General features: G+C 62.3%; 20 protein-coding genes. 12 read left to right on the forward strand and 8 right to left on the reverse strand.

The window, feature by feature from the left end:
• Nucleotides 1-8: 8 nt before the first annotated feature.
• The 8 genes from BLR16_RS26670 (at nucleotide 9) to BLR16_RS26705 (ending at nucleotide 9,271) form a co-directional block, all read left to right on the forward strand.
• Nucleotides 9-965: an ABC transporter permease gene (locus BLR16_RS26670; RefSeq protein WP_003367584.1), complete on the forward strand. Its 957-nt coding sequence runs from the start codon at nucleotides 9-11 to the stop codon at nucleotides 963-965.
• Nucleotides 962-1,840 carry an ABC transporter permease gene (locus BLR16_RS26675; protein ID WP_054082334.1) on the forward strand — a complete coding sequence of 293 codons (879 nt, stop codon included), beginning with the start codon at nucleotides 962-964 and terminating at the stop codon, nucleotides 1,838-1,840. The genes BLR16_RS26670 and BLR16_RS26675 overlap by 4 nt, the downstream gene beginning before the upstream one ends.
• Nucleotide 1,841: 1 nt before the next feature.
• Nucleotides 1,842-3,683 carry an ABC transporter ATP-binding protein gene (locus BLR16_RS26680; protein ID WP_074809224.1) on the forward strand — a complete coding sequence of 614 codons (1,842 nt, stop codon included), beginning with the start codon at nucleotides 1,842-1,844 and terminating at the stop codon, nucleotides 3,681-3,683.
• On the forward strand, nucleotides 3,680-3,991 hold the full coding sequence (locus tag BLR16_RS26685; protein ID WP_003367589.1) for a (2Fe-2S)-binding protein: 312 nt from the start codon (nucleotides 3,680-3,682) through the stop codon (nucleotides 3,989-3,991). Before BLR16_RS26680 ends, BLR16_RS26685 begins: the two co-directional genes overlap by 4 nt.
• Nucleotides 3,970-5,379 (forward strand): FAD/NAD(P)-dependent oxidoreductase, encoded by a 1,410-nt coding sequence (locus tag BLR16_RS26690; protein WP_060708495.1) that lies wholly within the window; start codon nucleotides 3,970-3,972, stop codon nucleotides 5,377-5,379. The genes BLR16_RS26685 and BLR16_RS26690 overlap by 22 nt, the downstream gene beginning before the upstream one ends.
• The gene (locus tag BLR16_RS26695; protein WP_060708494.1) at nucleotides 5,376-6,545 is read left to right on the forward strand and encodes an NAD(P)/FAD-dependent oxidoreductase; all 1,170 of its coding nucleotides are present in this window, start codon (nucleotides 5,376-5,378) and stop codon (nucleotides 6,543-6,545) included. Before BLR16_RS26690 ends, BLR16_RS26695 begins: the two co-directional genes overlap by 4 nt.
• Nucleotides 6,542-7,699, forward strand: coding sequence for an acetylornithine deacetylase (gene argE, locus BLR16_RS26700; protein WP_054082331.1), 1,158 nt, complete (start codon nucleotides 6,542-6,544; stop codon nucleotides 7,697-7,699). Before BLR16_RS26695 ends, argE begins: the two co-directional genes overlap by 4 nt.
• Before the next feature lie 114 nt (nucleotides 7,700-7,813).
• Nucleotides 7,814-9,271, forward strand: coding sequence for an NAD-dependent succinate-semialdehyde dehydrogenase (locus BLR16_RS26705; protein WP_072365221.1), 1,458 nt, complete (start codon nucleotides 7,814-7,816; stop codon nucleotides 9,269-9,271).
• Nucleotides 9,272-9,363: 92 nt separating this feature from the next.
• Here the strand turns inward: BLR16_RS26705 and BLR16_RS26710 are convergent, their stop codons facing one another.
• Entirely contained in the window at nucleotides 9,364-10,293 is a 930-nt protein-coding gene (locus BLR16_RS26710; RefSeq protein WP_044310401.1) for a 2-hydroxyacid dehydrogenase, read from the reverse strand.
• 284 nt (nucleotides 10,294-10,577) lie between these two features.
• Between BLR16_RS26710 and gabT the strand changes: the two genes are divergently transcribed.
• The 4 genes from gabT to BLR16_RS26730 all read left to right on the forward strand — a co-directional run bounded on the left by gabT (nucleotide 10,578) and on the right by BLR16_RS26730 (nucleotide 15,140).
• Entirely contained in the window at nucleotides 10,578-11,882 is a 1,305-nt protein-coding gene (gabT, locus tag BLR16_RS26715; protein WP_054082330.1) for a 4-aminobutyrate--2-oxoglutarate transaminase, read from the forward strand.
• Nucleotides 11,883-11,963: 81 nt separating this feature from the next.
• Nucleotides 11,964-12,620, forward strand: a complete 657-nt coding sequence (locus tag BLR16_RS26720; RefSeq protein ID WP_003435070.1) for an HAD family hydrolase — start codon at nucleotides 11,964-11,966, stop codon at nucleotides 12,618-12,620.
• Nucleotides 12,621-12,667: 47 nt separating this feature from the next.
• Nucleotides 12,668-13,156, forward strand: a complete 489-nt coding sequence (locus tag BLR16_RS26725) for an Lrp/AsnC family transcriptional regulator (protein ID WP_002555947.1) — start codon at nucleotides 12,668-12,670, stop codon at nucleotides 13,154-13,156.
• 487 nt (nucleotides 13,157-13,643) lie between these two features.
• The gene (locus BLR16_RS26730) at nucleotides 13,644-15,140 is read left to right on the forward strand and encodes a methyl-accepting chemotaxis protein (protein WP_161437960.1); all 1,497 of its coding nucleotides are present in this window, start codon (nucleotides 13,644-13,646) and stop codon (nucleotides 15,138-15,140) included.
• A gap of 9 nt (nucleotides 15,141-15,149) precedes the next feature.
• On the opposite strand, the gene BLR16_RS26735 is transcribed toward BLR16_RS26730, so the two are convergent.
• The 7 genes from BLR16_RS26735 to BLR16_RS26765 form a co-directional block, all read right to left on the reverse strand.
• Entirely contained in the window at nucleotides 15,150-16,733 is a 1,584-nt protein-coding gene (locus BLR16_RS26735; protein WP_024661786.1) for an ABC transporter ATP-binding protein, read from the reverse strand.
• Between the two features lies 1 nt (nucleotide 16,734).
• Entirely contained in the window at nucleotides 16,735-17,757 is a 1,023-nt protein-coding gene (locus BLR16_RS26740; RefSeq protein WP_003435077.1) for an ABC transporter permease, read from the reverse strand.
• Nucleotides 17,757-18,824, reverse strand: a complete 1,068-nt coding sequence (locus BLR16_RS26745; RefSeq protein ID WP_003367615.1) for a microcin C ABC transporter permease YejB — start codon at nucleotides 18,822-18,824, stop codon at nucleotides 17,757-17,759. The genes BLR16_RS26740 and BLR16_RS26745 overlap by 1 nt, the downstream gene beginning before the upstream one ends.
• A 1-nt stretch (nucleotide 18,825) precedes the next feature.
• On the reverse strand, nucleotides 18,826-20,709 hold the full coding sequence (locus BLR16_RS26750) for an extracellular solute-binding protein (protein WP_054082329.1): 1,884 nt from the start codon (nucleotides 20,707-20,709) through the stop codon (nucleotides 18,826-18,828).
• Between the two features lie 143 nt (nucleotides 20,710-20,852).
• On the reverse strand, nucleotides 20,853-23,678 hold the full coding sequence (locus BLR16_RS26755; protein ID WP_024661789.1) for a TonB-dependent receptor: 2,826 nt from the start codon (nucleotides 23,676-23,678) through the stop codon (nucleotides 20,853-20,855).
• Nucleotides 23,679-23,777: 99 nt separating this feature from the next.
• Nucleotides 23,778-24,179, reverse strand: coding sequence for an ExbD/TolR family protein (locus BLR16_RS26760; RefSeq protein ID WP_002555939.1), 402 nt, complete (start codon nucleotides 24,177-24,179; stop codon nucleotides 23,778-23,780).
• A complete protein-coding gene (locus tag BLR16_RS26765) occupies nucleotides 24,179-24,865 on the reverse strand; it encodes a MotA/TolQ/ExbB proton channel family protein (protein WP_003435083.1) in 687 nt (228 codons plus the stop codon). The genes BLR16_RS26760 and BLR16_RS26765 overlap by 1 nt, the downstream gene beginning before the upstream one ends.
• Between the last annotated feature and the right edge of the window lie 43 nt (nucleotides 24,866-24,908).

Below are 24,908 nucleotides of genomic sequence, written 5' to 3' on the forward strand. Positions count from 1 at the left end.
GGATGCAGATGAATAGCAACACACTCTGGTTGATCGTGCAGCGCTTCGGCGCAGCGATCGTGACGTTGTTGATCGTTTCCATCGTGGTCTTCGCCATCACGGCGGTGTTGCCCGGAGACGCAGCGCAACAGGCCCTTGGGCAATTCGCGACGCCTGAACAGGTCGCGGCATTGCGTACCCAACTGGGCCTCGATCAGCCAGGTGTGGTGCGTTATCTGCATTGGTTGACCAACCTGCTCGGCGGCAACCTCGGCGAATCGGTCTCCAACGCGATGCCGGTTTCCGAGCTGATTGCCGGACGCTTCCCGAAAACCCTGATGCTGTCGGCCACCACCGCGCTGGTATCGGTGCCGGTCGCGCTGGCACTGGGCATCGGCGCCGCAATGGGCCGTGGCGGTCGCCTCGATGGCGCGCTGAATTTCATCACCCTGTCACTGGTCGCGGTGCCCGAGTTTCTGGTGGCGACGCTGGCGGTGCTGATTTTCGCTGTCAACCTGGGCTGGCTGTCCGCGCTGTCCTACGGCGCCGATGTCAGCTCGCCGTGGCAGTTCATGCGCACGTATGCATTGCCGGTGATGACCCTGTGCTGCGTGATCGTGGCGCAGATGGCGCGCATGACCCGCGCTGCGGTCATCGATCAGCTGGACAGCCCGTATGTGGAAATGGCGCGCCTCAAGGGCGTCAGCCCGGTGCGCATCGTCTTGCGCCATGCCTTGCCGAACGCCATCGGGCCGATCGTCAACGCCGTGGCACTGAGCCTGTCGTACCTGCTCGGCGGGGTGGTTATCGTCGAGACCATCTTCAACTATCCCGGCATCGCCAGCCTGATGGTTGATGCCGTGACCAACCGTGACATGGCCCTGGTGCAGGGCTGCACGATGCTGTTCTGCTCCGCTTACCTTGGGTTGGTGCTGATGGCCGATCTGTGTGCAATTCTTTCCAATCCGAGGCTGAGAACCCAATGACTCAATTCATTGCGAAATCGACGCCCGCGGCGCCGCAACCGGTGCTTCGCAAAAAGGTGTCCCGTCCGACCTCATGGCTCGGCCTGCTGGGCGCTACGGTGTGCTTCATCTGGTTGATGGTCGCCCTGTTCGGCCCCTGGCTCGCGCCGCATCCGGTGGGCGAAGTGGTCTCCGACAACATGTTCGAAAACATGAGCGCAGCCTACCCGTTCGGCACTGATTACCTGGGCCGCGACATGCTCAGCCGCGTGCTGGTCGGTGCGCGCTTCACCGTCGGTCTGGCATTGATTTCTGCCGTGCTGGCCAGCGGCATCGGCACCCTGTGTGCGCTGCTGTCGGTGGTCGCGCCAAAATGGCTGGACGAAATCATCAGCCGCCTGATGGACGCGTTCATCTCGATCCCCAGCAAAATGCTGGCACTGATCATGGTCTCGGCGTTCGGCTCGTCCGAAGTGTTGCTCATCTGCACGGCGGTACTGAGCTACACGCCAGGCGCGTTTCGGATCGCCCGCAGCCTGGCGGTGAACATCGAGGCGCTGGAGTACGTGCAAGTGGCGCGCACACGCGGCGAGGGCCGTATCTACATTGCCTGCCGGGAAATCCTGCCGAACATGCTCAACCCGGTCATGACCGACCTGGGCCTGCGCTTCGGCTTCATCGTCTTGCTGCTCAGCGGCATGAGCTTTCTGGGGCTGGGTGTACAACCACCTGACGCCGATCTTGGCTCGCTGGTACGCGAGAACATCGGCGGCCTCAGCCAGGGCGCTCCGGCCATTGTGATCCCGGCACTGGCCATCGGCACCCTGACCATCGGCGTCAACCTGTTCATCGACCGGCTGGCCTCGCGGCGCGGCCGTCGTTCGGGAGGGCATTGAGATGAGCCAGTTGATTCGTGTGCAAGACCTGCGTGTGGTTGCCGAGGGCGACCATGGCGAGCTGGAGATCGTCAAAGGCGTCAGCTTCTCGCTGGAAAAAGGTGAAGTGCTGGCACTGATCGGCGAGTCGGGCTCCGGCAAGACCACCATCGCGCTGGCCCTGCTCGGTTACGCCCGACGCGGTTGCAAGCTGGCTGGCGGGGTGGTTCAAGTGGGCGAGCACGACATGCTCAGCCTGCCCGAAAGCCAATTGCAGGGCCTGCGTGGCAACCGCGTTTCCTACATTGCACAAAGCGCCGCAGCCGCCTTCAACCCGGCGAAAAAGCTGATCGATCAGGTGATCGAAGGTGCGCTGATTCATGGTCTGGGCAGCCGCGCGGAACTGGAAGCCAAGGCTGTCGAGCTATTCCGCGACCTGGCCCTGCCCAATCCGGAAAGCATCGGCCGGCGTTACCCGCATCAGGTCTCGGGTGGCCAGTTGCAGCGCGTCATGGCGGCCATGGCGCTGATCAGTGATCCGTTGCTGGTGATCCTCGACGAGCCGACCACCGCACTGGACGTCACCACGCAGATCGACGTGCTGCGCGCATTCAAGCGGGTCGTCCGCGACCGGGGTGCCACGGCAGTCTATGTCTCCCACGACCTTGCGGTGGTGGCGCAGATGGCCGATCAGATCGTGGTGCTCAATGGCGGGCGGATCATCGAACAGAGCAGCACCGCCGAGCTGCTCAAAGGCCCGGCGGATGCCTACAGCCGCAGCCTGCTGGCGGCGGCGCGTCCGGATAAAGTACTGAGTCCGGCCAGCGAAGTGGTCAAGGACAGCACGCTGCTGACCATCAAAGGCCTGACGGCGGGGTATGGCAAAAAAGACCTGCAAGGCATGCCGACGATTCGCGTGCTGGAAGACATCGACCTGACCATCCGCCGTGGTCAGGCCATCGGCGTGATCGGTGAGTCGGGCTCGGGCAAATCGACGCTGGCCCGTGTGGTCGCCGGTCTTCTGGACCCGGCGCATGGCAGCCTGACGTTCGACGGTGCCGACTTGTCCGGCACCCTGGCGGGTCGTACCGAAGAACAGTTCCGGCGCATCCAGATGGTGTTTCAGAACGCCGATACCGCGCTCAACCCCATGCACAGCATCAGCGCGATTCTGGCCCGCCCGCTGAAGATGTATTTCGGCCTGAAGGGCAAGGCCCTGCGCGAGCGCATCGATGAGCTGATGGACCTGGTGCGCCTGCCTCGCGAGCTGGCCGAGCGGCGTCCCAACGAACTCTCGGGCGGGCAGAAACAGCGCGTCAACCTGGCCCGCGCCCTGGCGGCCAAGCCGGACCTGATCCTCTGTGATGAAGTGACCTCGGCGCTGGATACCGTGGTCGGTGCATGCATCCTCGAACTGCTCGGCGAACTGCGCCGCAAGCTGGGGGTTTCCTACCTGTTCATCAGCCACGACATCTCCACCGTTCGCGCGCTGTGCGACGACATCGTGGTGATGTACAGCGGCCACAAGGTCGAAGAGGGCAGCCGCGAAGCCTTCAGCCGAGTGCCATTCCATCCTTACACCGATCTGCTGGTGCATTCGGTGCCGGAATTGCGTCAGGGCTGGCTGGAAACCTGCGGTGTGACCAGCGGCAAGCTGCCGCCCATCAGCGCACCGGCCAACAATCCGGAGCTGTGCACCTTCCTCAATCGCTGCCCGGCCCGCATCGAAGGCCTGTGCAACAAGACCGCGCCGGGTCGTCGCCTGATCGCAGGTGGCAGCGAGATCCTTTGCCACCGCGACAGCGACGAGCTGCAGGCCGCGCAAGAAAACCTGAACCCTGAAACCGTCGGAGCTTACGCATGAATGGCCGTTTTGTGAGACTGGGCGAACGTGAACGCCCGGTCGTGAGCCTGATGGTCGATGGCGCGCCCATCGAGGCATTGCAGGGCGATACCCTGATGGTGGCGTTGCTGACCCGCAAGGCCACATTACGCCAGTCCGAGTTCGACACCGGGCGCCGTGCAGGTTTCTGCCTGATGGGCGCCTGCCAGGATTGCTGGGTCTGGACCCGCAGCGGCGAGCGGCTACGCGCCTGCTCCAACGAAGTCCGCGACGGACTCGACATCGTCACCACCCAACCGGAGGCGAAATGGCCACTTCTTCACGGTTAGACGTTCGCAACCCTGGCAGCCCGAGAGTCGTCATCATCGGCGCCGGCCCGGCAGGCACCCGTTGCGCCGAAACCTTGCTGGCTGCAGGCATCAAACCGATTTTGATCGACGAAAACCGGCGTGACGGCGGGCAGATCTATCGCCGTCAGCCAGAGGGCTTCAAGCGCGATTATTCAGCGCTGTATGGCACCGAAGCGGCCAAGGCGCGTGATCTGCATGAAAGCTTCGATCGCCTGCGCACGCAGATCGACTACCGCCCCGACACGCTGGCCTGGAACCTGACCCACGGCGAACTGTGCTGCGCCAGTCAGGGCGTGCACACCGTGGTCGAATACGACGCACTGATCCTGTGTGCCGGGGCCACCGACCGCCTGATGCCGATCAAGGGCTGGCAGCTGGCAGGCACCTACAGCCTCGGCGGCTCGCAGATTGCGCTCAAGTCGCAATCGGTCTCGATTGGCAGTCGCGTGGTGTTCATGGGCAGCGGCCCGCTGCTGTACCTGGTCGCCAGCCAGTACGTCAAAGCCGGTGCCGATGTCGCTGCGGTGCTCGACACCTCACCGTTCGGCAAACGCGTCGGTGCGATGCCCAAATTGCTGGCGCGTCCCGGTCTGCTGTTCAACGGCATGAAACTGTTGGGCCAACTGTACAGCGCCGGGGTGCCGGTGCATCTGGGCGTGCAGCCCGAGGAAATCATCGGCAGCGAACAGGACGGCGTGGTCGGCGTGCGCGTGAAGCTGGCCAATGGCACCTCGCTGAACGTCGATTGCGATGCTCTGGCGCTGGGTTACCACCTGCGCCCGGAAACCCAGCTGGCTGATCTGGCCGGCTGCCAGTTACGCTTCGACGAAGCGTCCGGGCAATGGGTGCTGGCAGTCGATGAGGAGGGGCGGACCTCGGTCAAAGGGTTTTACGCGGCGGGCGACGGCGCGAAGATTCGTGGCGCCGATGCCGCTGAACAGGCCGGTCGACTGGTGGCGATGGCGCTGCTGGAGGACCTCGGGCGACCTGTGGATAACTCGCGTCAGGAAGAAGTACGCAAGAGCCTGGTGGCAATGGATCGCTTTCGGGTCGGGCTGGCCGAAGCGTTTCCGTGGCCTGCGGCCCAGGCCGCTGCCTTGCCCGATGACGCCATTGTCTGCCGCTGCGAGATGATCAGCGCGGGAGAACTGCGCGGCGTCGTACGTGAAAAGGGCGCCTGCGAAGTCAATCGCGCCAAGGCTTTCAGTCGCGTCGGCATGGGCCGCTGCCAGGGCCGTTACTGCTCGCAGGCCGGGGCCGAGGTGATCGCGGCCGAAGCCGGTGTGCCGGTCGAACAGGTCGGTCGCCAGCGCGGACAGGCGCCGGTCAAACCGTTGTCGATGCTGATCGACGAGGTGGTGTCATGAGGCAGCCGAGAGTCGATGTGCTGATTGTCGGCGGCGGCTTCATGGGCTCGGCGTCAGCCTTCTTTCTGCGCCAGCGCGGCAAGTCGGTGACGCTGCTGGAGCGCGACGTGATTGGTCAGTACGCCAGCGGCGTGAACTTCGGCAACGTGCGCCGTCAGGGGCGGCATCTCGGCCAGCTGGAACTCGCCAACCGTTCCAGAGCGTTATGGCAGCGGCTGCCGGAGCTGATCGGTGAAGACCTGGAATTCCTGCCCAGCGGCCACATGCGCGTCTGCTATCGCGAGGACGAAATCGCCGAACTGGAAGCCTACGCAGCGGCACCGGAAGCCCGTGAGCTGGACCTGAAAATCTATAGCGGGAAAGCACTGCACGAGCGCTTTCCGTTTCTCGGGCCGGACGTGAAGGGCGGCTCCTACGCGCCACACGATGGCCACGCCAACCCGCGTCTGGCAGCACCAGCTTTCGCCCGCGCGGCGATTCGGGCCGGGGCGCGGATCGAAGAGCGTACCGAAGTGGCCCATGTGGAAAAGGTCGGTCACGAATTCGAAGTCACCACCACTGACGGGCGCATATTCACCGCCGATCAGTTGCTGATCACCGCTGGCGCCTGGGGACAGAAACTCTCCACGCAGTTTGGTGAATCCGTGCCGCTGGACACCCACGGTCCGCAGATGGCCGTGACCGAGCCGGTGCCGTATGCACTGCCGACAGTGATCGGTGTGTTCACAAAAATCCCTCACGAAGTGATCTACTTCCGACAGATCGCACGCGGCAACATCGTCATCGGTGGTGGTTTTCGCAGCAAGCCGGACATGATCAACCGCCGCGCCTACGTCGAGCCGCGCAGCATCATCAATCAGGTGCAGCAAATGCGTCGCCTGTTGCCCGGCGTCGGCAACCTGAACATCATCCGCGTGTGGAGCGGCATCGAAGGCTACACGCCGGATTCCCTGCCGGTGATGGGTCGCAGCGGCAAGGTCGACGGCCTGTTCTATGCGTTCGGCTTCTGCGGCCACGGCTTCCAGCTCGGTCCGGGCGTGGGCGACGTGATGGCTGAGCTGATCAGCACCGGCGCGACCAGCACCTCGATCAGCCCGTTCGACATTCGCCGGTTTGATGTCAGCCTTGTGGACAACCTCACTGAACAGACGAGTAAAGCCTCATGAGCCCACGCGCACTGGAAATCCTCAAGCGCCTGATCGCCTTCGACACCGTGTCGTCGGAGCCGAACATGGCGCTGATCGAATACGTCCGTGAACTGTTGGCCAGCAAAGGCATCGAGTCGCTGATCGTCAAGGACGAGACCGGCAAGAAGGCCAACCTGTTCGCCAGCACCGGCCCGCGTGATGTACCCGGCGTGCTGCTGTCCGGCCACACCGACGTGGTTCCTGCGGCCGGTCAGGCGTGGACGATGCCGCCGTTTCAGGCCACCCTGCGTGACGGGCGCATCTACGGCCGTGGCACCTGCGACATGAAGGGCTTTATCGCCCTGGCTATCGACGCGATGCTCAATGCCGCGGACATGCCCCTGATGCGACCGCTGCAATTGGCGCTGTCCCACGACGAAGAGATCGGCTGTGTCGGTGTGCGGCGTCTGCTCGACGTCCTGCATCTGGCACCGGTACGCCCGTTCCTGTGCGTGGTTGGCGAGCCGACCCTGATGCAGTTCGCTGTCGGTCACAAGGGCAAGGCGTCCTATCGCACCTTCTGTCGAGGCCAGGAAGCGCATTCCTCGCTGGCCCCAAGAGCGGTCAACGCGATTCATCTGGCCAGCGATTTCATCGCCGAGCTGCGCAAGAGTCAGAAGCAGATCGAACAGCAGGGCGCGCGTGACGAGGGCTACGACATTCCCTACAGCACCGTGCACATCGGCCGTATCGATGGCGGCAAGGCGCTGAACATCGTGCCCAACCTGTGCACCATGGAATTCGAGTTCCGCAACCTGCCGGGCGACAACCCCGATCTATTGCTGGAGCAGCTGCGCGAGCGTGCCGAAGTGCTGGTACGTGAAGCGCGACAGCTGTCGGGGGTGGCGGACATCGAGATCGAGGTCATGAACGAATACCCGGCGCTGGAGACTCATCCGAGCGTTGAGGCGGTGCGCATGCTGCATGCGTTTGCCGAACCGGGCACACAGCACATCAAGGTCTCTTATGGCACCGAGGGCGGCCTGTTCGCCGGGCGCCTGAATGTGCCGGTGGTGGTCTGCGGGCCAGGCTCCATCGAGCAGGCACACAAGCCGGACGAGTTTATCGACGAGAGCCAGATGGACGCGGGCGAGCGGTTTCTGCAGAGCCTGCTGGGGTCATTGAAGCAGTAGAGGCTGCCGTCCGCAGGCAAATTTCAGCATCGGACGCTGCCGTTATCCTGCTTTCAGCATCCTGGACTGTGGCGTCTGCCTAGACTGGCAGTCATCCCGGAACAGGACTCGATCATGCTCAAGAATCAGTTGAAAGACCCCAGCCTGCTGGTAGACCGCGCCTACGTCGATGGGCAATGGATCAGCGCTGACGATGGTGCAACCCTGACCATCAGCGACCCGGCCACCGGCGAGGCGCTGGCGCAGGTGCCGGCCCTGCAGGGCGTCGAAACCCGGCGTGCCATCGAAGCGGCCGATCGCGTCTGGCCTGCCTGGCGCGCGCGTCCCGCGGCCGAACGCGCGGCGCTGCTGGAGCGCTGGCATCAGGCAATGCTCGACAACGTCGAAGACCTGGCGCTGATCATGACCCTTGAGCAGGGCAAGCCGCTGAACGAGTCGCGCGGCGAGATCCGCTACGGTGCCAGCTTCGTCAAATGGTTCGCCGAAGAGGCGCGTCGCTCGTACGGTGAAACCATTCCCGCCCCCAGCGCAGACCGTCGCTTGATGACCCTCAAGCAGCCGGTGGGTGTCTGCGCCGCGATCACGCCGTGGAATTTCCCCAACGCCATGATCACCCGCAAGTGTGCGCCAGCCTTGGCCGCAGGGTGCCCGATCATCGTCAAGCCATCGGACCTCACGCCCTTGTCAGCCCTCGCGCTGGCGGTACTGGCCGAACGCGTGGGCATTCCTGCCGGGGTGTTCAATGTCATCACTGGCATGCCCGCCGGGATTGGCGAAGAACTGACCGGCAACCCGGTGGTGCGCAAGATTTCCTTCACCGGTTCGACGCCGGTCGGCCGTCTGCTGATGCGCCAGAGCGCTGAACACATCAAACGTCTGAGCCTCGAACTGGGCGGCAACGCGCCCTTCATCGTGTTTGACGACGCGGACCTGGAACAGGCGGTGACGGGCATCATGCTCAGCAAATTCCGCAACGCCGGGCAGACCTGCGTGTGCGCCAACCGGATTATGGTGCAAAACGGCATCTACGACCGTTTCGCTGCGCGGCTGGTGGAAGAGGTCGCCAAGCTCAAGGTCGGCAACGGCCTGGAAGAGTGCGTGACCATCGGCCCGCTGATCAACCCGGCAGCGGTCAGCAAAGTCGCCCGGCATATCGACGATGCGCTGAGCCAGGGGGCGAAACTGCTGCACGGCGGCTCTCCCGACGGCACCAGCCAGTTCGTCCAGCCCACGGTACTGGGCGATACCCACGCGGGCATGCTGCTGGCCAACGAAGAAACCTTCGGCCCGGTCGCGCCGCTGATGCGCTTCACAGATGAAGCCGAAGCGCTGGCACTGGCCAACGCCACGCCTTATGGCCTGGGTGCGTATTACTTCACCCAGGACCTGCGTCGCTCATGGCGTTTCGGCGAGGCGCTGGAGTTCGGCATGGTCGGCCTCAACACCGGCATCATCTCCATGGAAGTCGCCCCGTTCGGCGGCATCAAACAATCCGGCCTGGGCCGCGAAGGCTCCAGCTACGGACTGGATGAATACCTGGAAGTGAAGGCGTTTCATGTGGGCGGGTTGTAGCGTTCAGAACGGCGTACCAACGCGGAGCGTCGGCACGATAGTTGAGATTATCGTTCCTCACGCTCCAGCGTGGGGCACGATAATCCAACGCATCAGTAACCCTGGCCGCGATCCACCTGCCCCTGCATCGCTTCACCACGCTCAAAACGGCGAATGTTATCGAGCAGGCCAGGAAAGGCGCTTTCCGGCTGGGTCATGGCCGCCACATGCGGGGTCAGCAGGATCTTCGGGTGGGTCCAGAACGGATGGTCGGCTGCCGCCGGTTCCTGCTGCAGCACATCCAGTACCGCAGCGCTGAGTTGGCCGCTGTCCAGCGCTTCCAGCAAGTCCGCTTCCACCAGATGCCCGCCACGACCCATATTGATCAGCGCGGCACCCTTGGGCAATTGTTCGAAAAGCTGACGATTAAGGATGCCTTCGGTCTGCCCGGTCAGCGGCAGTACACACAGCAAAATGTCGCACTGCCCCAGAAAGGCTTGCAGTTGCCCTTCCCCGGCATAGCACTCGACAGCGTCGATTCGATGCTCGCTGCGCGCCCAGCCCGACAGTTGGAAACCGAACGGTTTGAGGCTCGACAGAATATGCTGCGCCTGCAACCCAAGCCCCATCACGCCCACTCGACGTTGCCTTGCCGGTATCAGCGGGTGGGCTTTCCAGACGCCTTCAACCTGCTGCTGCCGATAACGCAACATTTCCCGGTGCAGGCTCAGCACGGCAAAGGTTGCGTACTCACACATCCCGTGACTGATACCGGGGTCCAGCAGACGCACCACCGGCAGCGATTTCGGAATACGGCTCAGGTCCAGCTGGTCCACACCTGCCGAGAGGGCGAACAGCACTTTCAGGTTGGGCAGCAGCTCCTGCAGATCATCGGGCGCCAGCCAGGCACCCAGATAGTGGATGTCGGCCGGGTCGCCGATGTCCGGCCATACCCTCCATTCAATGTCCGGCGCGTGCTCGGCAAACAGGACGCGCCATCGTTCGGCACGTGCGGGATCGGCTTTGTAGAGCAGGGCGGGCATGGGCATTTCCTGAGCATGAAAGGGGAGCCCCATCATGCCGCAAATGCAAAGCAGGATCTGTCGAAACGCCTGCTTCCTGGCCTCTCCAATGTCCGAAAAGCGCCGCTGCCCGGCAGATTGCATGGCGATTTGCGGGCATGAAGGAATCTGCCGTTTGCAAGGCGAAAAACAGTCGATATGGACATCTGAGGGGGCAAGTTCGGCGTAGATCATTTCGCTGAACGCTTAACCTGAACAGCATCGCAGCCACCCCGCCGGCTGCCTGGCCCACGACAGGTATAACCATGAACAGCAAAGTCGACGAAACCCCTCATCTGCTCCGCCAGCGCGATCAGTTCGTGCCGCGCGGGATTGTCACGGCCCACCCGCTGGTCATCGACCGGGCACAGGGTTCTGAATTGTGGGACGTCGATGGCAAGCGCTATCTGGATTTCGTCGGCGGTATCGGCGTGTTGAACATCGGCCACAACCACCCGAACGTGGTCGCGGCGATTCAGGCGCAACTGACCAAAGTCACCCACGCCTGCTTTCAGGTGGCGTCCTATCAGCCCTATCTGGACCTGGCCAAACGCCTGAGCCATCTCATCGCGGGCCAGAGCGGCATCGATCACAAGGCCGTGCTTTTCACCTCCGGCGCCGAAGCGGTCGAAAACGCGGTGAAAATCGCCCGCGCCCACACCAATCGCCCGGCAATCATCTCGTTCCGCGGCGGTTTTCATGGGCGTACGCTGCTTGGCACCACGCTGACCGGCATGAGCCAGCCGTACAAACAGAATTTCGGCCCGATGGCTCCCGAAGTGTTCCACACGCCGTACCCGAACGAGTATCGCGGCGTGACCAGCGAAGTCGCGCTGGCGGCGTTGCACGAGCTGTTGGCCACTCAGGTCGCACCGGAGCGTGTGGCGGCGATTCTGATCGAGCCGATGCAGGGCGATGGCGGCTTCCTGACTGCGCCGGTGGAGTTCATGAAGGCCTTGCGTGCGCTGACCGAGCAACACGGCATCGTGCTGATTGTCGATGAAATCCAGTCCGGTTTCGGGCGGACCGGCAAATGGTTCGGCTTCGAGCATTCGGGTATCCAGCCTGATCTGGTGACCGTGGCCAAGAGCCTGGCGGGCGGCATGCCGCTGTCGGGCGTGGTCGGGCGTGCCGAGATCATGGACGCACCGCTTCCGGGCGGCCTGGGCGGCACCTACGGCGGTAATGCGCTGTCGTGCGCCGCTGCGCTGGCGGTGATCGACACGTACGAGCAGGAAAACCTGCTGGCACGCGGCGAGCAGTTGGGCGAACGTCTGCGTGCGGGTCTGCTTGCGCTCAAAGAACGTTACGCGTGTATTGGCGACGTGCGCGGCACGGGTTTCATGCTCGCCATGGAGCTGGTCAAGAATGACGCGGCACGCAGTCCGGACGCCGATCTTAACCAGAAGGTCATCGATCAGGCGCGTATCGGCGGCCTGCTGGTGATCAAGTGCGGCGTGTACCGCAACGTCCTGCGTTTCCTGGCCCCACTGGTGACCACCGAGCAGCAGATCGATGAAGCACTGGGCATTCTCGACGCTGCCTTGGCACGAGTATTGAAGTCCAGCTGAGCGCAAGCGTGGTCGCGGCCGTCGCCAGACGCTGCGACCACCCGCGCTGGGGATCATTGTTGAATGGAGACGTTGCCTGCCATGGGGCTTATTGATTACCGCGCACTGCTGATCGATTGTGATGAAGTGCTGGTGGACCGTGATTCAGGTGTCTGGGCGGCGTTGCAGCCGTTGCTGGAAAACGGCCTGAATACACCGGAGAAAGATCAGGTGCTGACCGAGTTCAATGACGTGGTCCGCACCTTGTACCCGCGCTTCGACGAACTGGGTTTCAGCGGGCTGCTGTGCTTTGCGCATCGACAGCTGGCCGAACGACTGGGGATCAAGGCGAGTTGGGAAGAGGGCATGACCTTCGCCCGCTCGGTGCCGAACTGGACGCTGTTCGAGGATGCGCCCGGCGCGATGCTCTACCTGCGCAAGTTCTATCGATTGCTGGTGTACGCCGACCGCGACCTGCAGGATCGCGGTGTGCTGTGCGAACGACTGGGGCTCGAGCCCGACAGCCTGCTGTCACTGACCACCCACCCGTTGGGCGACACGGCGTGGCTTGCCGACATGGATCTGGAGCCGCGTGACACCCTGATAGTGTCACGCCCTCCGGCCTCGGCGCTGAGCACTGGCGGGCTGTGCCTGATCCGCCGCAGCCGTGAGCAACACCGTCAGCCATGCACCGCCGACCTGTGCATCAACAGCATGGCCGATCTGGTCGCTCAGCATCAGCTGTCTTTACGGCGCTGATTTTGCTAGAAGGTAGGCACCGTGAATGGCAATACAAGAGGTAGGTAATGGAAGGCTTGGTCAAACTGGATCGGATTGATATCAATATTTTGGTAGAACTCCAGAAAGACGGGCGCATGACCAACGTCAGCCTGGCCGATGCCGTCGGACTTTCCGCGAGCCCTTGCCTGCAACGCGTCAAACGTCTGGAGTCGGCAGGTTACATTTCCAGCTACAAGGCGCACCTCAATCTGGCCAAGATCACCGAATCGGTCACCGTGTTCACGGAGATCTCCCTCAGCGACCACAAGCGCGAAGACTTCGCCAAATTCGAAGCCAACATCCGTCACGTCGACGAAGTGCTGGAATGCCACCTGATCAGCGGCGGCTACGATTACCTGGTGCGCTTCATGACCCGCAGCATTCAGCATTATCAGGAAGTGATCGAAGAGCTGCTGGACAAGAACATCGGCATCTCCAAGTACTTCAGCTACATCGTCATCAAATCCCCGGTCATGAAAGACGGCGTACCGCTGCGCAAACTGTTGCGCCACTGAAGCTTCAGCCAAGAGGACGCGGAGCGTCCGTAACGGCATACCCACTTCAGAGCATGGGCACGAGGGCCATGTGGATTGTGGGAGTGACCGGGACGGCGATCTGCATTGCTTCGAAGGCGGTGGTTAAAGCGACCTGATATCAAGGCTGACTGGCCTCTTCGCGAGCAAGCTCGCTCCCATAGGATGTGTGTATCGCGCTGAGCCACGATGGTGTTTGCCCGGACACCTCGCGCGCCACCCGCTCTGCGATATCCCTGACACCTATCGTTCCTCACGCTCCAGCGTGGGAATGCCTTGCGTGACGCTCCGAGTCACAGATCTGCGCAGCACCGCATACGCAGCCGTGAATACCGGGCAAAGAATATGTATTTCTGAAATTCTGGCATAGGGCTACTATCCGGACGGCACTTTGGCCGGGCTTTTGCTCGTGCAGATTTGAAAACCGGCAGGAGCCCCTGTCGCCATGGATTTCAAAAGGATGTGTTCGATGCCCGTAGCCCCCCGTTTCCTTGACCATTACCGCAAGGCCGACCGGATCATGCTGGGTCTGATCTGGCTGTTGTTCATCTACGCGCTCGGGTTGGCGTTCTGGTTCGACACCTTCACCCAGGCAGTCATCGGCGGTGGCGGCACCGCGGTGGTGCTGACCGGGCTGTATCGGGCCATCGGCGGCACCCGATTGATGCGTTGCTGTTTCGGTGTGGGCCTGATGGTCATGACCGCGCTGCACATCAATCAGACGCACGGGCAGGTCGAGATACATTTCGGCATCTTCGTCCTGCTGGCAGTGCTGACCTTCTACCGCGACTGGCTGCCGATTCTGGTCGCTGCCGTCACCATCGCTCTCCACCACATCGTTTTCCATGCCTTGCAGCACTCCGGCTTCCCGGTGTACGTCATGCACCACGGCTTCGGCTGGAGCATGGTGCTTGTGCATGCGGTGTATGTAGTCGTTGAAAGCGCGATTCTGGTTTACCTGGCCGTGCAGAATCAGGCCGAGGCGGTCGAGAATCAGGACATGCTGGACCGGATGCTGGCCACCACCAACCAGTTCTCTACCGATAGCCAGTCCAGCGAGCGCTCGGGCAAACATGTCTCGCTGGCACAACGTTTCGAGCAGTTTCTGGCGCAGATCACCAGCCTGGTCGACGGTGTGGTACGTGACACTCGCGGGCTGGGCGAACTGGGTCATGACCTCGCCAAGGCCAGTGGTACGCTGGAAACCGGTGCGCAGCATCAGCTCAGTGAAATCGCCCGCATGACCAGCGCCATGCAGCGCATGGGCGAAGCCATGAACGATATCTCCAGCCACGTCGCGCAAGCCGTGCAGCGGGCCGGTGACGCCAGCGATCAGGTCGCCCACGGGCGCGACAGTGTCGACCGTGCGCAGAGCGAAATCACCCAGCTTGCCGCACGCATCACGACCACCGATGAAACCGTACAGGCCCTGGCCAACCAGTCAGAACAGATCGGCAAAGTGCTGGACGTAATCGGCAGCATTGCCGAGCAGACCAACCTGCTGGCCCTCAATGCTGCAATCGAAGCCGCACGCGCCGGTGAGCAGGGCCGAGGCTTTGCGGTGGTGGCGGACGAGGTGCGCAACCTCGCGCAGCGCACAGCGTCGTCGACCAAGGAAATCCAGACCATCATCGAAGACCTGCAAAAAGGCAGTCGTCAGGCCGCTACGGCCATGAACGACAGCCTGCAGGGCGTCGGGCGTTGTGTCGAGGACAGCCAGCGCGCTTCGGAATCCTTGCGCGCGGTCGGCGAAGGCATCGGCCATATCACCCAGCTCAACGGCCTGATTGCCACGACGACCGAACAACAGTCCGCCGTCAGCCGGGAAATTGCCGATCAGCTGCGCTCGGTACAGACCATCGCCGAGCACACCGCTGCCAATATCGGTGTGTTGGCGACCAGCAGCCAGAGCCTGTCGCCGCTGGCCATTCGCCTGGAAGCGCTGGGCCAGAGCTTTCACGCGTAGCTTTCGGGCTCAGGCAAACACCAGCCCCGACGAGCGCAGCAGTTCCTGAGTGTAGGCCTGCTGCGGTGCGGCGAAGATCTCGCGGGACGGGCCCTGCTCGACCACCTTGCCGTCCTTGATCACGATCAGATCATGGGCCAGGGCGTGAACCACCGCCAGGTCATGGCTGATGAACAGGTACGTCAGACCGCGACGGATTTGCAGGTCACGCAGCAGGGCGACGATTTGCTTTTGCACGGTCCGGTCGAGCGCCGAGGTCGGCTCGTCGAGCAGGATCAGATCCGGTTCAAGCACCAACGCCCGTGCGATGGAAATACGCTGACGCTGACCGCCGGAAAACTCGTGCGGGTAACGATGCCGGGTGGCCGGGTCCAGACCGACTTCCTGCAACACGCGGATCACCGTCTGTTCCCGCTCTTTCGGCGTACCGATGTTGTGCGTCACCAGGCCCTCGGCAATGATCTGTTCCACGGTCATGCGCGGGCTGAGGCTGCCGAACGGGTCCTGAAACACCACCTGCAACTGGCGGCGCAACGGGCGCATCAGGTGCTGACTGTGCAGGCTCAGTTCCTTGGTGCCGAAGCGTATGCTGCCCTCTGAATCGACCAGGCGCAAAATCGCCTGACCCAAAGTCGATTTACCCGAACCCGACTCGCCGACAATGCCCAGCGTCTTGCCCTTGAGCAGCTCGAAACTCACCCCGTCCACCGCCTTCACATACTGCGGCTCACGTTTGAACCAGGCCTTGCCCAGCGGGAACCAGACCTTCAGGTCCTGCACCGACAGCAGCGTGTTGCTGTGCGTGGACGGCACCGGTTCGCCATCCGGCTCGGCATTGATCAGCAGACAGCTGTAAGGGTGCTGCGGACTGTCGAACAGGGTCTGGCAATCGGCCTGCTCGACAATCTCGCCCTCACGCATCACGCAGACCCGCTGGGCGATGCGCCGCACCAGATTGAGGTCGTGGCTGATCAGCAGCAGCGACATGTTCAGCCGCTGTTGCAGGGACTTGAGCAATTCCAGGATCTTCACCTGCACGGTCACGTCCAGCGCGGTGGTCGGCTCGTCGGCGATCAGCAGATCCGGCTCGTTGGCCAGCGCCATGGCAATCATGATGCGCTGCCGCTGCCCGCCCGACAGTTGATGCGGATACGCCTTGAGACGTGACAGCGGGTCACGAATGCCGACCAGTTCCAGCAGCTCCAGGGTGCGGCTCAGCGCGGCCTTGCCCTTGAGGCCCTTGTGGGTCACGAGGATTTCACCGATCTGTTTTTCGACCGTGTGCAGCGGGTTCAGCGAACTCATGGGCTCCTGAAAAATCATCGCCACGCGGTTGCCGCGCAGACTGCGCAACTGCTTGTCGCTGGCGCTGACCAGATCCAGCCCGTCGTAACGAATCGAGCCCTGGGTGCTGACGGTTTTCGCCGGCAACAGACGCAGAATCGAATGCGCCGTGACCGACTTGCCCGAGCCGGATTCGCCCACCAGCGCCAGGCACTCGCCACGACGGATGTCGAGGCTGACGCCATGCACCACTTCGCGGCCGTTGAAAGCGACCCGCAGGTCGCGAATTTCAATCAGGTTGTCTTGCATGTCAGCTCCGAGGATCGAACGCGTCGCGGCAGGCTTCGCCGATGAACACCAGCAGAGAAAGAATCAGGGCCAGCACCACGAACGCGGTCAGCCCCAACCAGGGCGCTTGCAGATTGCGCTTGGCCTCGCCGATCAGCTCGCCCAGCGACGCACTGCCCGCCGGCATGCCGAAGCCGAGAAAATCCAGCGCAGTGAGGGTGGCGATGGCGCCGGTGATGATGAACGGCAGGTAGGTCAGGGTGCTGGTCATCGCGTTGGGCAGGATGTGCCGCCACATCAGCGCAGCGTCGGTCAGGCCCAGTGCGCGGGCGGCTTTGACGTATTCCAGATTGCGCCCGCGCAGGAACTCGGCACGCACCACGTCAACCAGCGACAGCCAGGAGAACAGCGCCATGATCCCCAGCAGCCACCAGAAACTGGGGGACACGAAGCCGGACAGAATGATCAGCAGGTACAGCACCGGCAGCCCCGACCAGATCTCCTGAATGCGCTGGCCGATCAGGTCGGTCATGCCGCCGTAGTACCCCTGAATCGCCCCGGCACACACGCCGATCACCGTGCTGATCGCGGTCAGCAGTAACGCGAACAGAATGGAAATCCGCGCGCCGAACAACACCCGCGCCAGCACATCACGGGCCTGTTCATCCGTGCCCAGCCAGTTGATGTGGTCCGGCGGGCTGGGCGATGGCGCGTCCAGGTCGTAGTTGATGGTGTCGTAGCTGAACGGGATCGGCGCGAACAGCATCCAGCCGTTTTTTGCCGCGATCAGCTTGCGCACATAATCGCTGGCATAGTCCGGCTCGAAAGGCAGCTCGCCGCCGAAATCGGTTTCCATGTAGGTGTGCAACACCGGGTAATACATCTGCCCGTCGTAGCTGACCAGCAGCGGCTTGTCGTTGGCGATCAGTTCGCCGCACAGGCACACCAGCATCAGGCCGATGAAGATCCACAGCGACCACCAACCGCGACGGTTGGCCTTGAACAGGTCGAAGCGACGCCGGGTCTGGGGAGAGAACTCGAACATCAGGCGCTCCTCGCGGAAAAGTCGATGCGTGGGTCGACCAGCGTGTAACACAGGTCACCGATCAGTTTGATCAGCAGGCCGAACAGCGTGAACAGAAACAGCGTGCCGAATACGATGGGGTAGTCGCGCGAGACGGCAGCTTCGTAACTCATGCGCCCCAAACCATCGAGGCCGAAGATGGTTTCGATCAGCAGCGAGCCGGCGAAGAACACCTCGATCAAGGCCTGCGGAATACCGGCGATCACCAGCAACATGGCGTTGCGAAACACGTGGCCGTACAGCACGCGATGCTCGGTCAGGCCCTTGGCGCGCGCCGTGACCACGTACTGGCGGCTGATCTCGTTGAGAAAGCTGTTCTTGGTGAGGATGGTCAGCGTGGCGAAGCCGCCGATTACCAGCGAGCTGACTGGCAACACCAGGTGCCACAGATAGTCCTTTACCTTGCCCCAGGTGCTCAGGCTGTCGAAGTTGTCCGAGAACAGCCCTTGCGCCGGAAACCAGCTCAGGTAACTGCCCCCGGCAAACACCACGATCAGCAGAATGGCGAACAGAAACGCGGGCGTGGCGTAACCGATGATCACCAGCGTGCTGCTCCAGACATCGAACGCGCTGCCGTGCCGCACCGCCTTGCGAATGCCCAGCGGGATGGAAATCAGATACGTGATCAGCGTCGCCCAGAGCCCGAGAGACAGCGACACCGGGAGCTTTTGTGCAATCAGTTCGGTGACCGGCGCGCCACGGAAGAAGCTGGTGCCGAAGTCCAGCTGTGCGTAATTCTTGAGCATCAGCCACAGTCGTTCGTGCATCGGTTTGTCGAAACCGTAATGTTCCTTGATCTGCTCGATCAGCGCCGGGTCCAGCCCACGGGTGCTGCGGCTGGCGGTGCCGCTTGCGGCTACTTCGCCCCCGCCGCCCCCCACACCGTTGGGGCTGAAGCCCTGAATGCGCGCGATGGCCTGCTCGACCGGTCCGCCGGGAGCGGCCTGCACGATCAGGAAATTCACAATCAGAATGGCCAGCAGCGTGGGAATGATCAGCAGCAGGCGTCGAATCACATAAGCCAGCATCTCAGTACTCCTTGGCGGCGGCAGGCTTGCCGGTCAGCGCAGCGGCCTGAGCATTGGTCAGCGGCGTCGGGCTGATCTGCCACCAGGTTTCCAGACCAACGTCATAGGTCGGTGCCACATCAGGCATGCCGAAACGGTTGGCGAACACCAGTGGCGTGCCCTTGGAGTAGTAGTTGGGAATCATGTAGTAACCCCATTGCAGGACCCGATCCAGCGACCGTGCGTAGAGCACCATGTCATTGCGCGTATTGGCGCTGACCAGCCCGTCGATCAGCGTGTCCACCGCAGGATTGCGCAGCACCATGGCGTTGGAGCTGCCCACTTCGGTGGCGCTTTGCGAGCCGTACAGGTTGTACAGCTCACGGCCAGGGGAAATGATCGGATTACCGTTTTTCGGCAGGTTGACCACGATCATGTCGTAGTCCCGCGCATTGAGCCGGTTGATGTACTGCGCCGAATCGATGCGCAGGAAATCCAGGGTGATGCCGATCTGCGCCAGCGTGCGCTTGAACGGCAGAATCAGCCGGTCGAAACCGCCTTGACCGTCGATGAAGCTGAACACCATCGGCTCGCCCGCCGCGTTGACCAGCTTGTTGTCCTTCGGATGCCAACCGGCTTCGGCCAGCAGCTTGAGGGCCTGCAACTGCTTGTCACGGATGTAGCCGCTGCCGTCGGTTTTCGGTGGCTGATAGACCTTGCTGAACACCTCTTCCGGCACTTGGCCACGCAAGGGCTCGAGAATTTTCAGCTCGGCCGGGGTCGGCAGCTCGGTGGCGGCCATGTCGCTTTTCGGGAAATAGCTTTGTTCGCGCACGTAGAAATTGCGCATGACCCGACGATTGATCCAGTCGAAATCCCACAGCAACGACAGCGCCTCGCGCACGCGGCGGTCCTTGAACATGGGTTTGTCCAGATTGAACACAAAGCCCTGCGCGGCGACCGGACGTTGCGGTGCGAGGATGCGCTTTTGCAGGCGCCCGTCGTCAATCGCCGGGCCGCTGTAGCCGACCACGAAGCCTGAAGAGGAGAACTCGCGGTTGTAGTCGAACATCCCGGCCTGCAGCAGTTGGCGGGCGATTTCGATGTCGCCGTAGTAGTTCACGGTGAGCGTGTCGAAGTTGTACAGGCCACGGCTGACCGACAGGTCCTTGCCCCACCAGTCCTTGACCCGTTCGAAGGTGACGCTGCGCCCGGCGTCAACCTTGGCGACCCGGTACGGCCCGTTGCCCAAAGGCGGCTCGAAACCGCCGCCGTTGGCGAAGTCGCGGGTCTTCCACCAGTGTTCGGGGAGGATGTGCAGGCTGGCGATGTCCAGCGCCAGCATGCGGTTGAGGTTGTTCTTGAAGTCGAAGCGAATCTGCAGCGGCCCTTCGATGGTCACCTCTTTGACGTCGGCGAACATGGGTCGATAACTGAAGCTGGCCTTGGTGGTTATCAGCTCGAAGGTGTAGCGCACGTCTTCGGCGGTGACGGGCTTGCCGTCCTCGAAGCGCGCCTTGGGGTTGAGGAAAAAACGAATCCACAGACCGTCCGGGTCCATCTCCATCTTTTCCGCGATCAGGCCATACACCGTGTACGGCTCATCCAGCGAGCGATAGGCCAGTGGCGAGTACACCCAGCTGTCGACCTCGCGCACATTGATGCCCTGATCGACGTAGGGATTGAGGTAATTGAACTGGCCGATTTCTTCCGCCGACCGGGTCAGCGAACCACCCTTGGGAGCGTTCGGGTTGACGTAATCGAAGTGCTGGAAGCCGGCCGGGTATTTCGGTGCCTCGCCATAGACGGTCAAGGCGTGGGTCGGCGTCGCCAGCACAGTCTGCCAGCCACTGCACAGTGCAACACCCAGAAGCAGGCGCCGCAGAAAACGGTTAAGACGCGACATGGTGGGGCTTTCCTCGTACGCACTGAATGACGATGAGTCGCGAAAAAGCCCCCGGCCGGGGAAGGTGGATGAAACCTGGGCCGGAGGGGGCGAGCTCGCAATCTGACGTGGCCCACGGAGCGTTATGGGCCACGTCGTCACACTCAGAAGTGGTAAGTCGCGCGGGCGAACAGGGTGCGGCCCAGCGGGTCGGCGTAACGAGGGTCGTAGCCGGACTGGAAGTTGTAGGCCTGGTTGGAGAACGGCGGGTTGCGGTCGAACATGTTGCGCACACCGGCGTCGATATCCAGCACTTTGTCGAAGGTATGACCCACCGACATGTCCCACAACGCATACGATGCGACCCGCGCATTGGTGGTGCGGTCGTAGTCGTTGTAGCCGCTGGTGAAGCGGTTGGTGATGGAGGCGCGGGTATCGCCCAGTGCCCAGGTACCGGTCAGCACGTGTTTCCAACGCGAAATCACGCCGTCGCCCTGGAAGTCGCCGACCTTGTCGGTGTACGGGCCGTCGATGATGTTCTGGAAGTCATAACGCGTCACATAGGTGCCGGTCATGCCCAGACCGAACTGACCATAAGGCGTGTTCGGGAAGCGATAGTCGAGGGTTACGTCGACACCGCTGGTCTTGACGATGCCCAGGTTGGCGTTGCCGGTGACGATATTGGCGATCGAACCGTCGGCAGCGCGCACGTAGCGGTCGGCGTAGGTGTTGGGGTCATCGAACACGGTCGACTCGGGGAACGCCTGGATCTGGTTGGAAATGTGAATCCACCAGAAATCCAGGCCCATCGACAGGTTGTTGACCGGCTGATAGACGAAGCCCAGCGTCATGTTGCGGGCTTTTTCCGGGGCCAGCTCGGTGTTGCCTCCACCATTGTTGAGGAACTGCTGCTGGCAATCACGACCGGCGTTACCACCCGGCTGGACGACGCCACCGGCACACAGAACCGGGTCGTTGTAATAGCCCTGGGTGAAAGTCGTACTGCGCGGGGCATACAGCTCGTAAAGCGACGGCGCGCGGAAACCTTCGCTGTAGGCACCACGGACCACCAGTTGCTTGAACGGCTGGTAGCGGAACGAGTATTTCGGGTTGGTGGTGCTGCCGAAGTCGCTGTATTTGTCGTGACGGACGGCGGCGGTCAGTTCAAGGCTGTCCAGCACGGGCACGTTCAGTTCGGCGTATTCCGCCTTGACGCTCCTGTCGCCTTCGACGCTACCGGCGGCATCTGCGCCCAGGCTGCTGATGTCGTTGACGTAGGCTTCGTACTGCTGATGCATTTTCTCTTTGCGGTATTCGCCGCCCAACGCCAGACCCGCAGGGCCTGCACCGAACCAGTCACCGATTTCCCGGCTGATGCGCGCATCGAGCCCGGCCACCCGGCCCACAGCACTGGAGTACTGGCCGTGATATTCGTTGGCATCGATCAGTGCCTGACCGGCAGCGGTTTGCGGGCCGAACGGGTTAAGGGTGCCATTGGCCAGGCCGTTGAGCATTGCAGCGTCACTGACATAACCGTTGGTGAGCGATGACAGGACTTTGTTCTGGTTGTAAGAAGCACCTACGTTGTAGTCCCAGCCGCCCACCAGGCCGTCGAAGTTCAGCAGGAAACGCTGGCTGGTGTTCTGGTCGCTGGACCCGCGTGGCCCGGCTGCGGTTTCTCGCCAGGCTGTGCTGATCGGTTGGGTCGGGTCGAGAGTAAAGTCGGTCGGTGCCGGAGTGATGCCGTTGCCGGGATAAAAAGGCGACGATGAGTCCAGAGACAGGCCGGTAAGGGGCGCAGGCCCGATATCGGTATGGTTGTTGTTACGAGCCCAGAAGTATTCGAGGCTGACGTTATGATCGTCTGCCAGCTTGCCGGTGGCCTTGCCAAAAAACGAGGTCTTTTCGGTTTGCGGGATCAGGTCGATGTATTCACGGGTGCTGAACCGGCAGATGCCGTTGCTGGCGATCAGGTTAGGGCCGCCGCAGTTTCTGCCCAGCGGGTTCGCAGAGTTGTCACCCTGGAAGTAATTGCCGGGATAGGCCGTACCGGAGGTCTGATTGAGCCCGCGTCCTGGCACGTAATCTCTGGCAAACGAGCGGTCGTTGGCGTCCAGGTTTTGCTGTTTGTTGTAGTTGAATACACCCATGACGTTGAAGCGGTCTTGCTCCAGATCGCCAAAGCCCCAACTGGCGCTCATGTCCTTGGTGGCACCGCCGCCGCTGGCGGTCGGGGTTTCTCCACCCAGGGTCAGGCTGCCGTCGGTCAGGGATTTTTTGGTGATGAAGTTGATCACACCGCCAATGGCGTCAGTGCCGTACAACGCCGAGGCACCGTCACGCAACACTTCCACACGGTCGATGGCGGCAAAAGGGATCATGTTCAGGTCGATGGCGCTGCCGTTGGGCGTGCCCACACCCGACAGTGCGTTATTGGCCAGACGGCGGCCGTTGAGCAGCACCAGCGTCTTGTTGGCGCCGATGCCGCGCATATCGGCAAACGAGGCACCACCTGTTCCGGCGCCGACCGAGCCTGCGCTGTTGTTGATCGACTGGCTGCCGGTAATGCGCTGGACCATTTCCTGGGTGGTGGTCACGCCCTGTTTCTTCAGGTCGTCGGCGCGCAGGATGGTTATCGGCACGGCGGTTTCGGCATCGACCCGGCGGATTGCCGAACCGGTGACTTCTACACGTTGCAGTTGAGTTGTGGCAGGCACAACCGCTGCACTGGTGGACACGGCCGAGCCGCTGGTATCCGCATCGACGGCGTCTGCCGCCTGGGCACCGCTCATGCCCATGGCCAATGCACAGAGCAGGGCACGTGGATGACGCCGGACCGCGAGGGCCAGTGGTTTGAGGGTGCAACCGGGAAGATTCATCAGCATGGTTAGTTCCGACTTGATCCAGACATTATTGAAATGGCCTTGTGAGCCCTCTGTTCCCGACGCGGTTGTGCCGAGCGGGAGTTCCACTTCTTCTTTTTCCAGCAAGCCGCTCCCCTCCAAGGGCTTTTCAGCCCACGGACAACCGCATTCACGGGGGTCGGGTCAGACGGCTTCGCGAGGCGAAGCCACCCGGTCAGTCGAGCGTCATTTCGCTGTCATGACGGATATCTTCGTAATGCCGGAACGTTCGATGGAGGCCATGGCCTTGGCCACCTGGCCATAATTCACGGCGGTATCGGCCTGCAACTGAACGCGGATTTCCGGGTCCTTGGCCTTTTCGTCCTGCAGGCTTTTTTCCAGCAGCTCCGGGGCGATTTCCGATTTGGCGAGGTAGAACTTGCCGTCCTGATCGACGCTGACCACCACCGGGTTTTTCTTCTCGGCGGGGGCGACTGCGTCGGTCTTGGGCAAGTTGACCTTGATCGCGTTGGTCATCAGCGGCGTGGTGACGATGAACACCACCAGCAGCACAAGCATCACGTCGACCAGCGGCGTGACGTTCATTTCGCTGAGTACTTCATCGCTGTCCTGAGTGGAGAAAGACATTAGCTGGCCTCCCGAACGGCATGGCCATTCTTGCTGGCGATGGGCTGACGGGTGACCGCGAAGGCGCTGCGCTGGGCGAGGGCGTCGAAGTCGTGGGCGAAGTCATCCATGTCGGCCACGGCGAGCTTGAGGCGGCGCAGGAAGAAGTTGTAGATCAACACTGCTGGCACGGCTACGGCGATACCCACACCGGTGGCGACCAGCGCGTGACCGATAGGCCCGGCGACCGCTTCAAGGCTCGCCGAGCCGGTCACACCGATGCTTTGCAGTGCTTCCATGATCCCCCAGACCGTACCGAACAGGCCGATGAAGGGCGCGGTGCTGCCGATACTCGCGAGAATTGCCTGACCACTTTCCAGTGCGCGACGCTCTTTTTGTATCTGCTGGCGCAGGTTGCGCTCCAGACGGTCCGAGCGGTTGATGGTGTGCGCCAGTTGTTGCGTGGTGCGCGGCGACTCATCGACCGCCATGGCTTCGAAGCCACTATTGGCGATACGCGCCAGCGCGCCGGGGTATTGCGCAGAGTGCTCGGCGGCGGTCAGCAGGTCCGGCGCGCTCCAGAACGCCTTGGTGAACTGTTTGTTCTGGGACTTCTGGCGCACGTACTGCGCCGACTTGATCAGCAACAGTGCCCAACTCAATACGGAAAACAGAATCAGTGCCCAGAGCACGGCCGGGACGATCATGGAAGAGAGCGATGCGTTCATGGTTTAAACCTCACCAGCTTTG

The sequence above is a fragment of the Pseudomonas sp. BS3767 genome, assembly GCF_900099665.1.
In the GTDB taxonomy this organism is placed as follows: domain Bacteria; phylum Pseudomonadota; class Gammaproteobacteria; order Pseudomonadales; family Pseudomonadaceae; genus Aquipseudomonas; species Aquipseudomonas cerasi.

What these genes read in the sequence shown, in the direction of transcription:
- BLR16_RS26730 (WP_161437960.1), top strand. Translation starts at nt 13,644, where the DNA reads ATGCCCGTAGCCCCCCGTTTCCTTGACCATTACCGCAAGGCCGACCGG.
- BLR16_RS26725 (WP_002555947.1), top strand. Translation starts at nt 12,668, where the DNA reads ATGGAAGGCTTGGTCAAACTGGATCGGATTGATATCAATATTTTGGTA.
- BLR16_RS26745 (WP_003367615.1), bottom strand. Translation starts at nt 18,824, where the DNA reads ATGCTGGCTTATGTGATTCGACGCCTGCTGCTGATCATTCCCACGCTG.
- BLR16_RS26685 (WP_003367589.1), top strand. Translation starts at nt 3,680, where the DNA reads ATGAATGGCCGTTTTGTGAGACTGGGCGAACGTGAACGCCCGGTCGTG.
- argE (WP_054082331.1), top strand. Translation starts at nt 6,542, where the DNA reads ATGAGCCCACGCGCACTGGAAATCCTCAAGCGCCTGATCGCCTTCGAC.
- BLR16_RS26670 (WP_003367584.1), top strand. Translation starts at nt 9, where the DNA reads ATGAATAGCAACACACTCTGGTTGATCGTGCAGCGCTTCGGCGCAGCG.
- BLR16_RS26720 (WP_003435070.1), top strand. Translation starts at nt 11,964, where the DNA reads ATGGGGCTTATTGATTACCGCGCACTGCTGATCGATTGTGATGAAGTG.
- BLR16_RS26695 (WP_060708494.1), top strand. Translation starts at nt 5,376, where the DNA reads ATGAGGCAGCCGAGAGTCGATGTGCTGATTGTCGGCGGCGGCTTCATG.
- BLR16_RS26750 (WP_054082329.1), bottom strand. Translation starts at nt 20,709, where the DNA reads ATGTCGCGTCTTAACCGTTTTCTGCGGCGCCTGCTTCTGGGTGTTGCA.
- BLR16_RS26690 (WP_060708495.1), top strand. Translation starts at nt 3,970, where the DNA reads ATGGCCACTTCTTCACGGTTAGACGTTCGCAACCCTGGCAGCCCGAGA.
- BLR16_RS26735 (WP_024661786.1), bottom strand. Translation starts at nt 16,733, where the DNA reads ATGCAAGACAACCTGATTGAAATTCGCGACCTGCGGGTCGCTTTCAAC.
- gabT (WP_054082330.1), top strand. Translation starts at nt 10,578, where the DNA reads ATGAACAGCAAAGTCGACGAAACCCCTCATCTGCTCCGCCAGCGCGAT.
- BLR16_RS26710 (WP_044310401.1), bottom strand. Translation starts at nt 10,293, where the DNA reads ATGCCCGCCCTGCTCTACAAAGCCGATCCCGCACGTGCCGAACGATGG.
- BLR16_RS26680 (WP_074809224.1), top strand. Translation starts at nt 1,842, where the DNA reads ATGAGCCAGTTGATTCGTGTGCAAGACCTGCGTGTGGTTGCCGAGGGC.
- BLR16_RS26675 (WP_054082334.1), top strand. Translation starts at nt 962, where the DNA reads ATGACTCAATTCATTGCGAAATCGACGCCCGCGGCGCCGCAACCGGTG.
- BLR16_RS26705 (WP_072365221.1), top strand. Translation starts at nt 7,814, where the DNA reads ATGCTCAAGAATCAGTTGAAAGACCCCAGCCTGCTGGTAGACCGCGCC.
- BLR16_RS26760 (WP_002555939.1), bottom strand. Translation starts at nt 24,179, where the DNA reads ATGTCTTTCTCCACTCAGGACAGCGATGAAGTACTCAGCGAAATGAAC.
- BLR16_RS26740 (WP_003435077.1), bottom strand. Translation starts at nt 17,757, where the DNA reads ATGTTCGAGTTCTCTCCCCAGACCCGGCGTCGCTTCGACCTGTTCAAG.
- BLR16_RS26765 (WP_003435083.1), bottom strand. Translation starts at nt 24,865, where the DNA reads ATGATCGTCCCGGCCGTGCTCTGGGCACTGATTCTGTTTTCCGTATTG.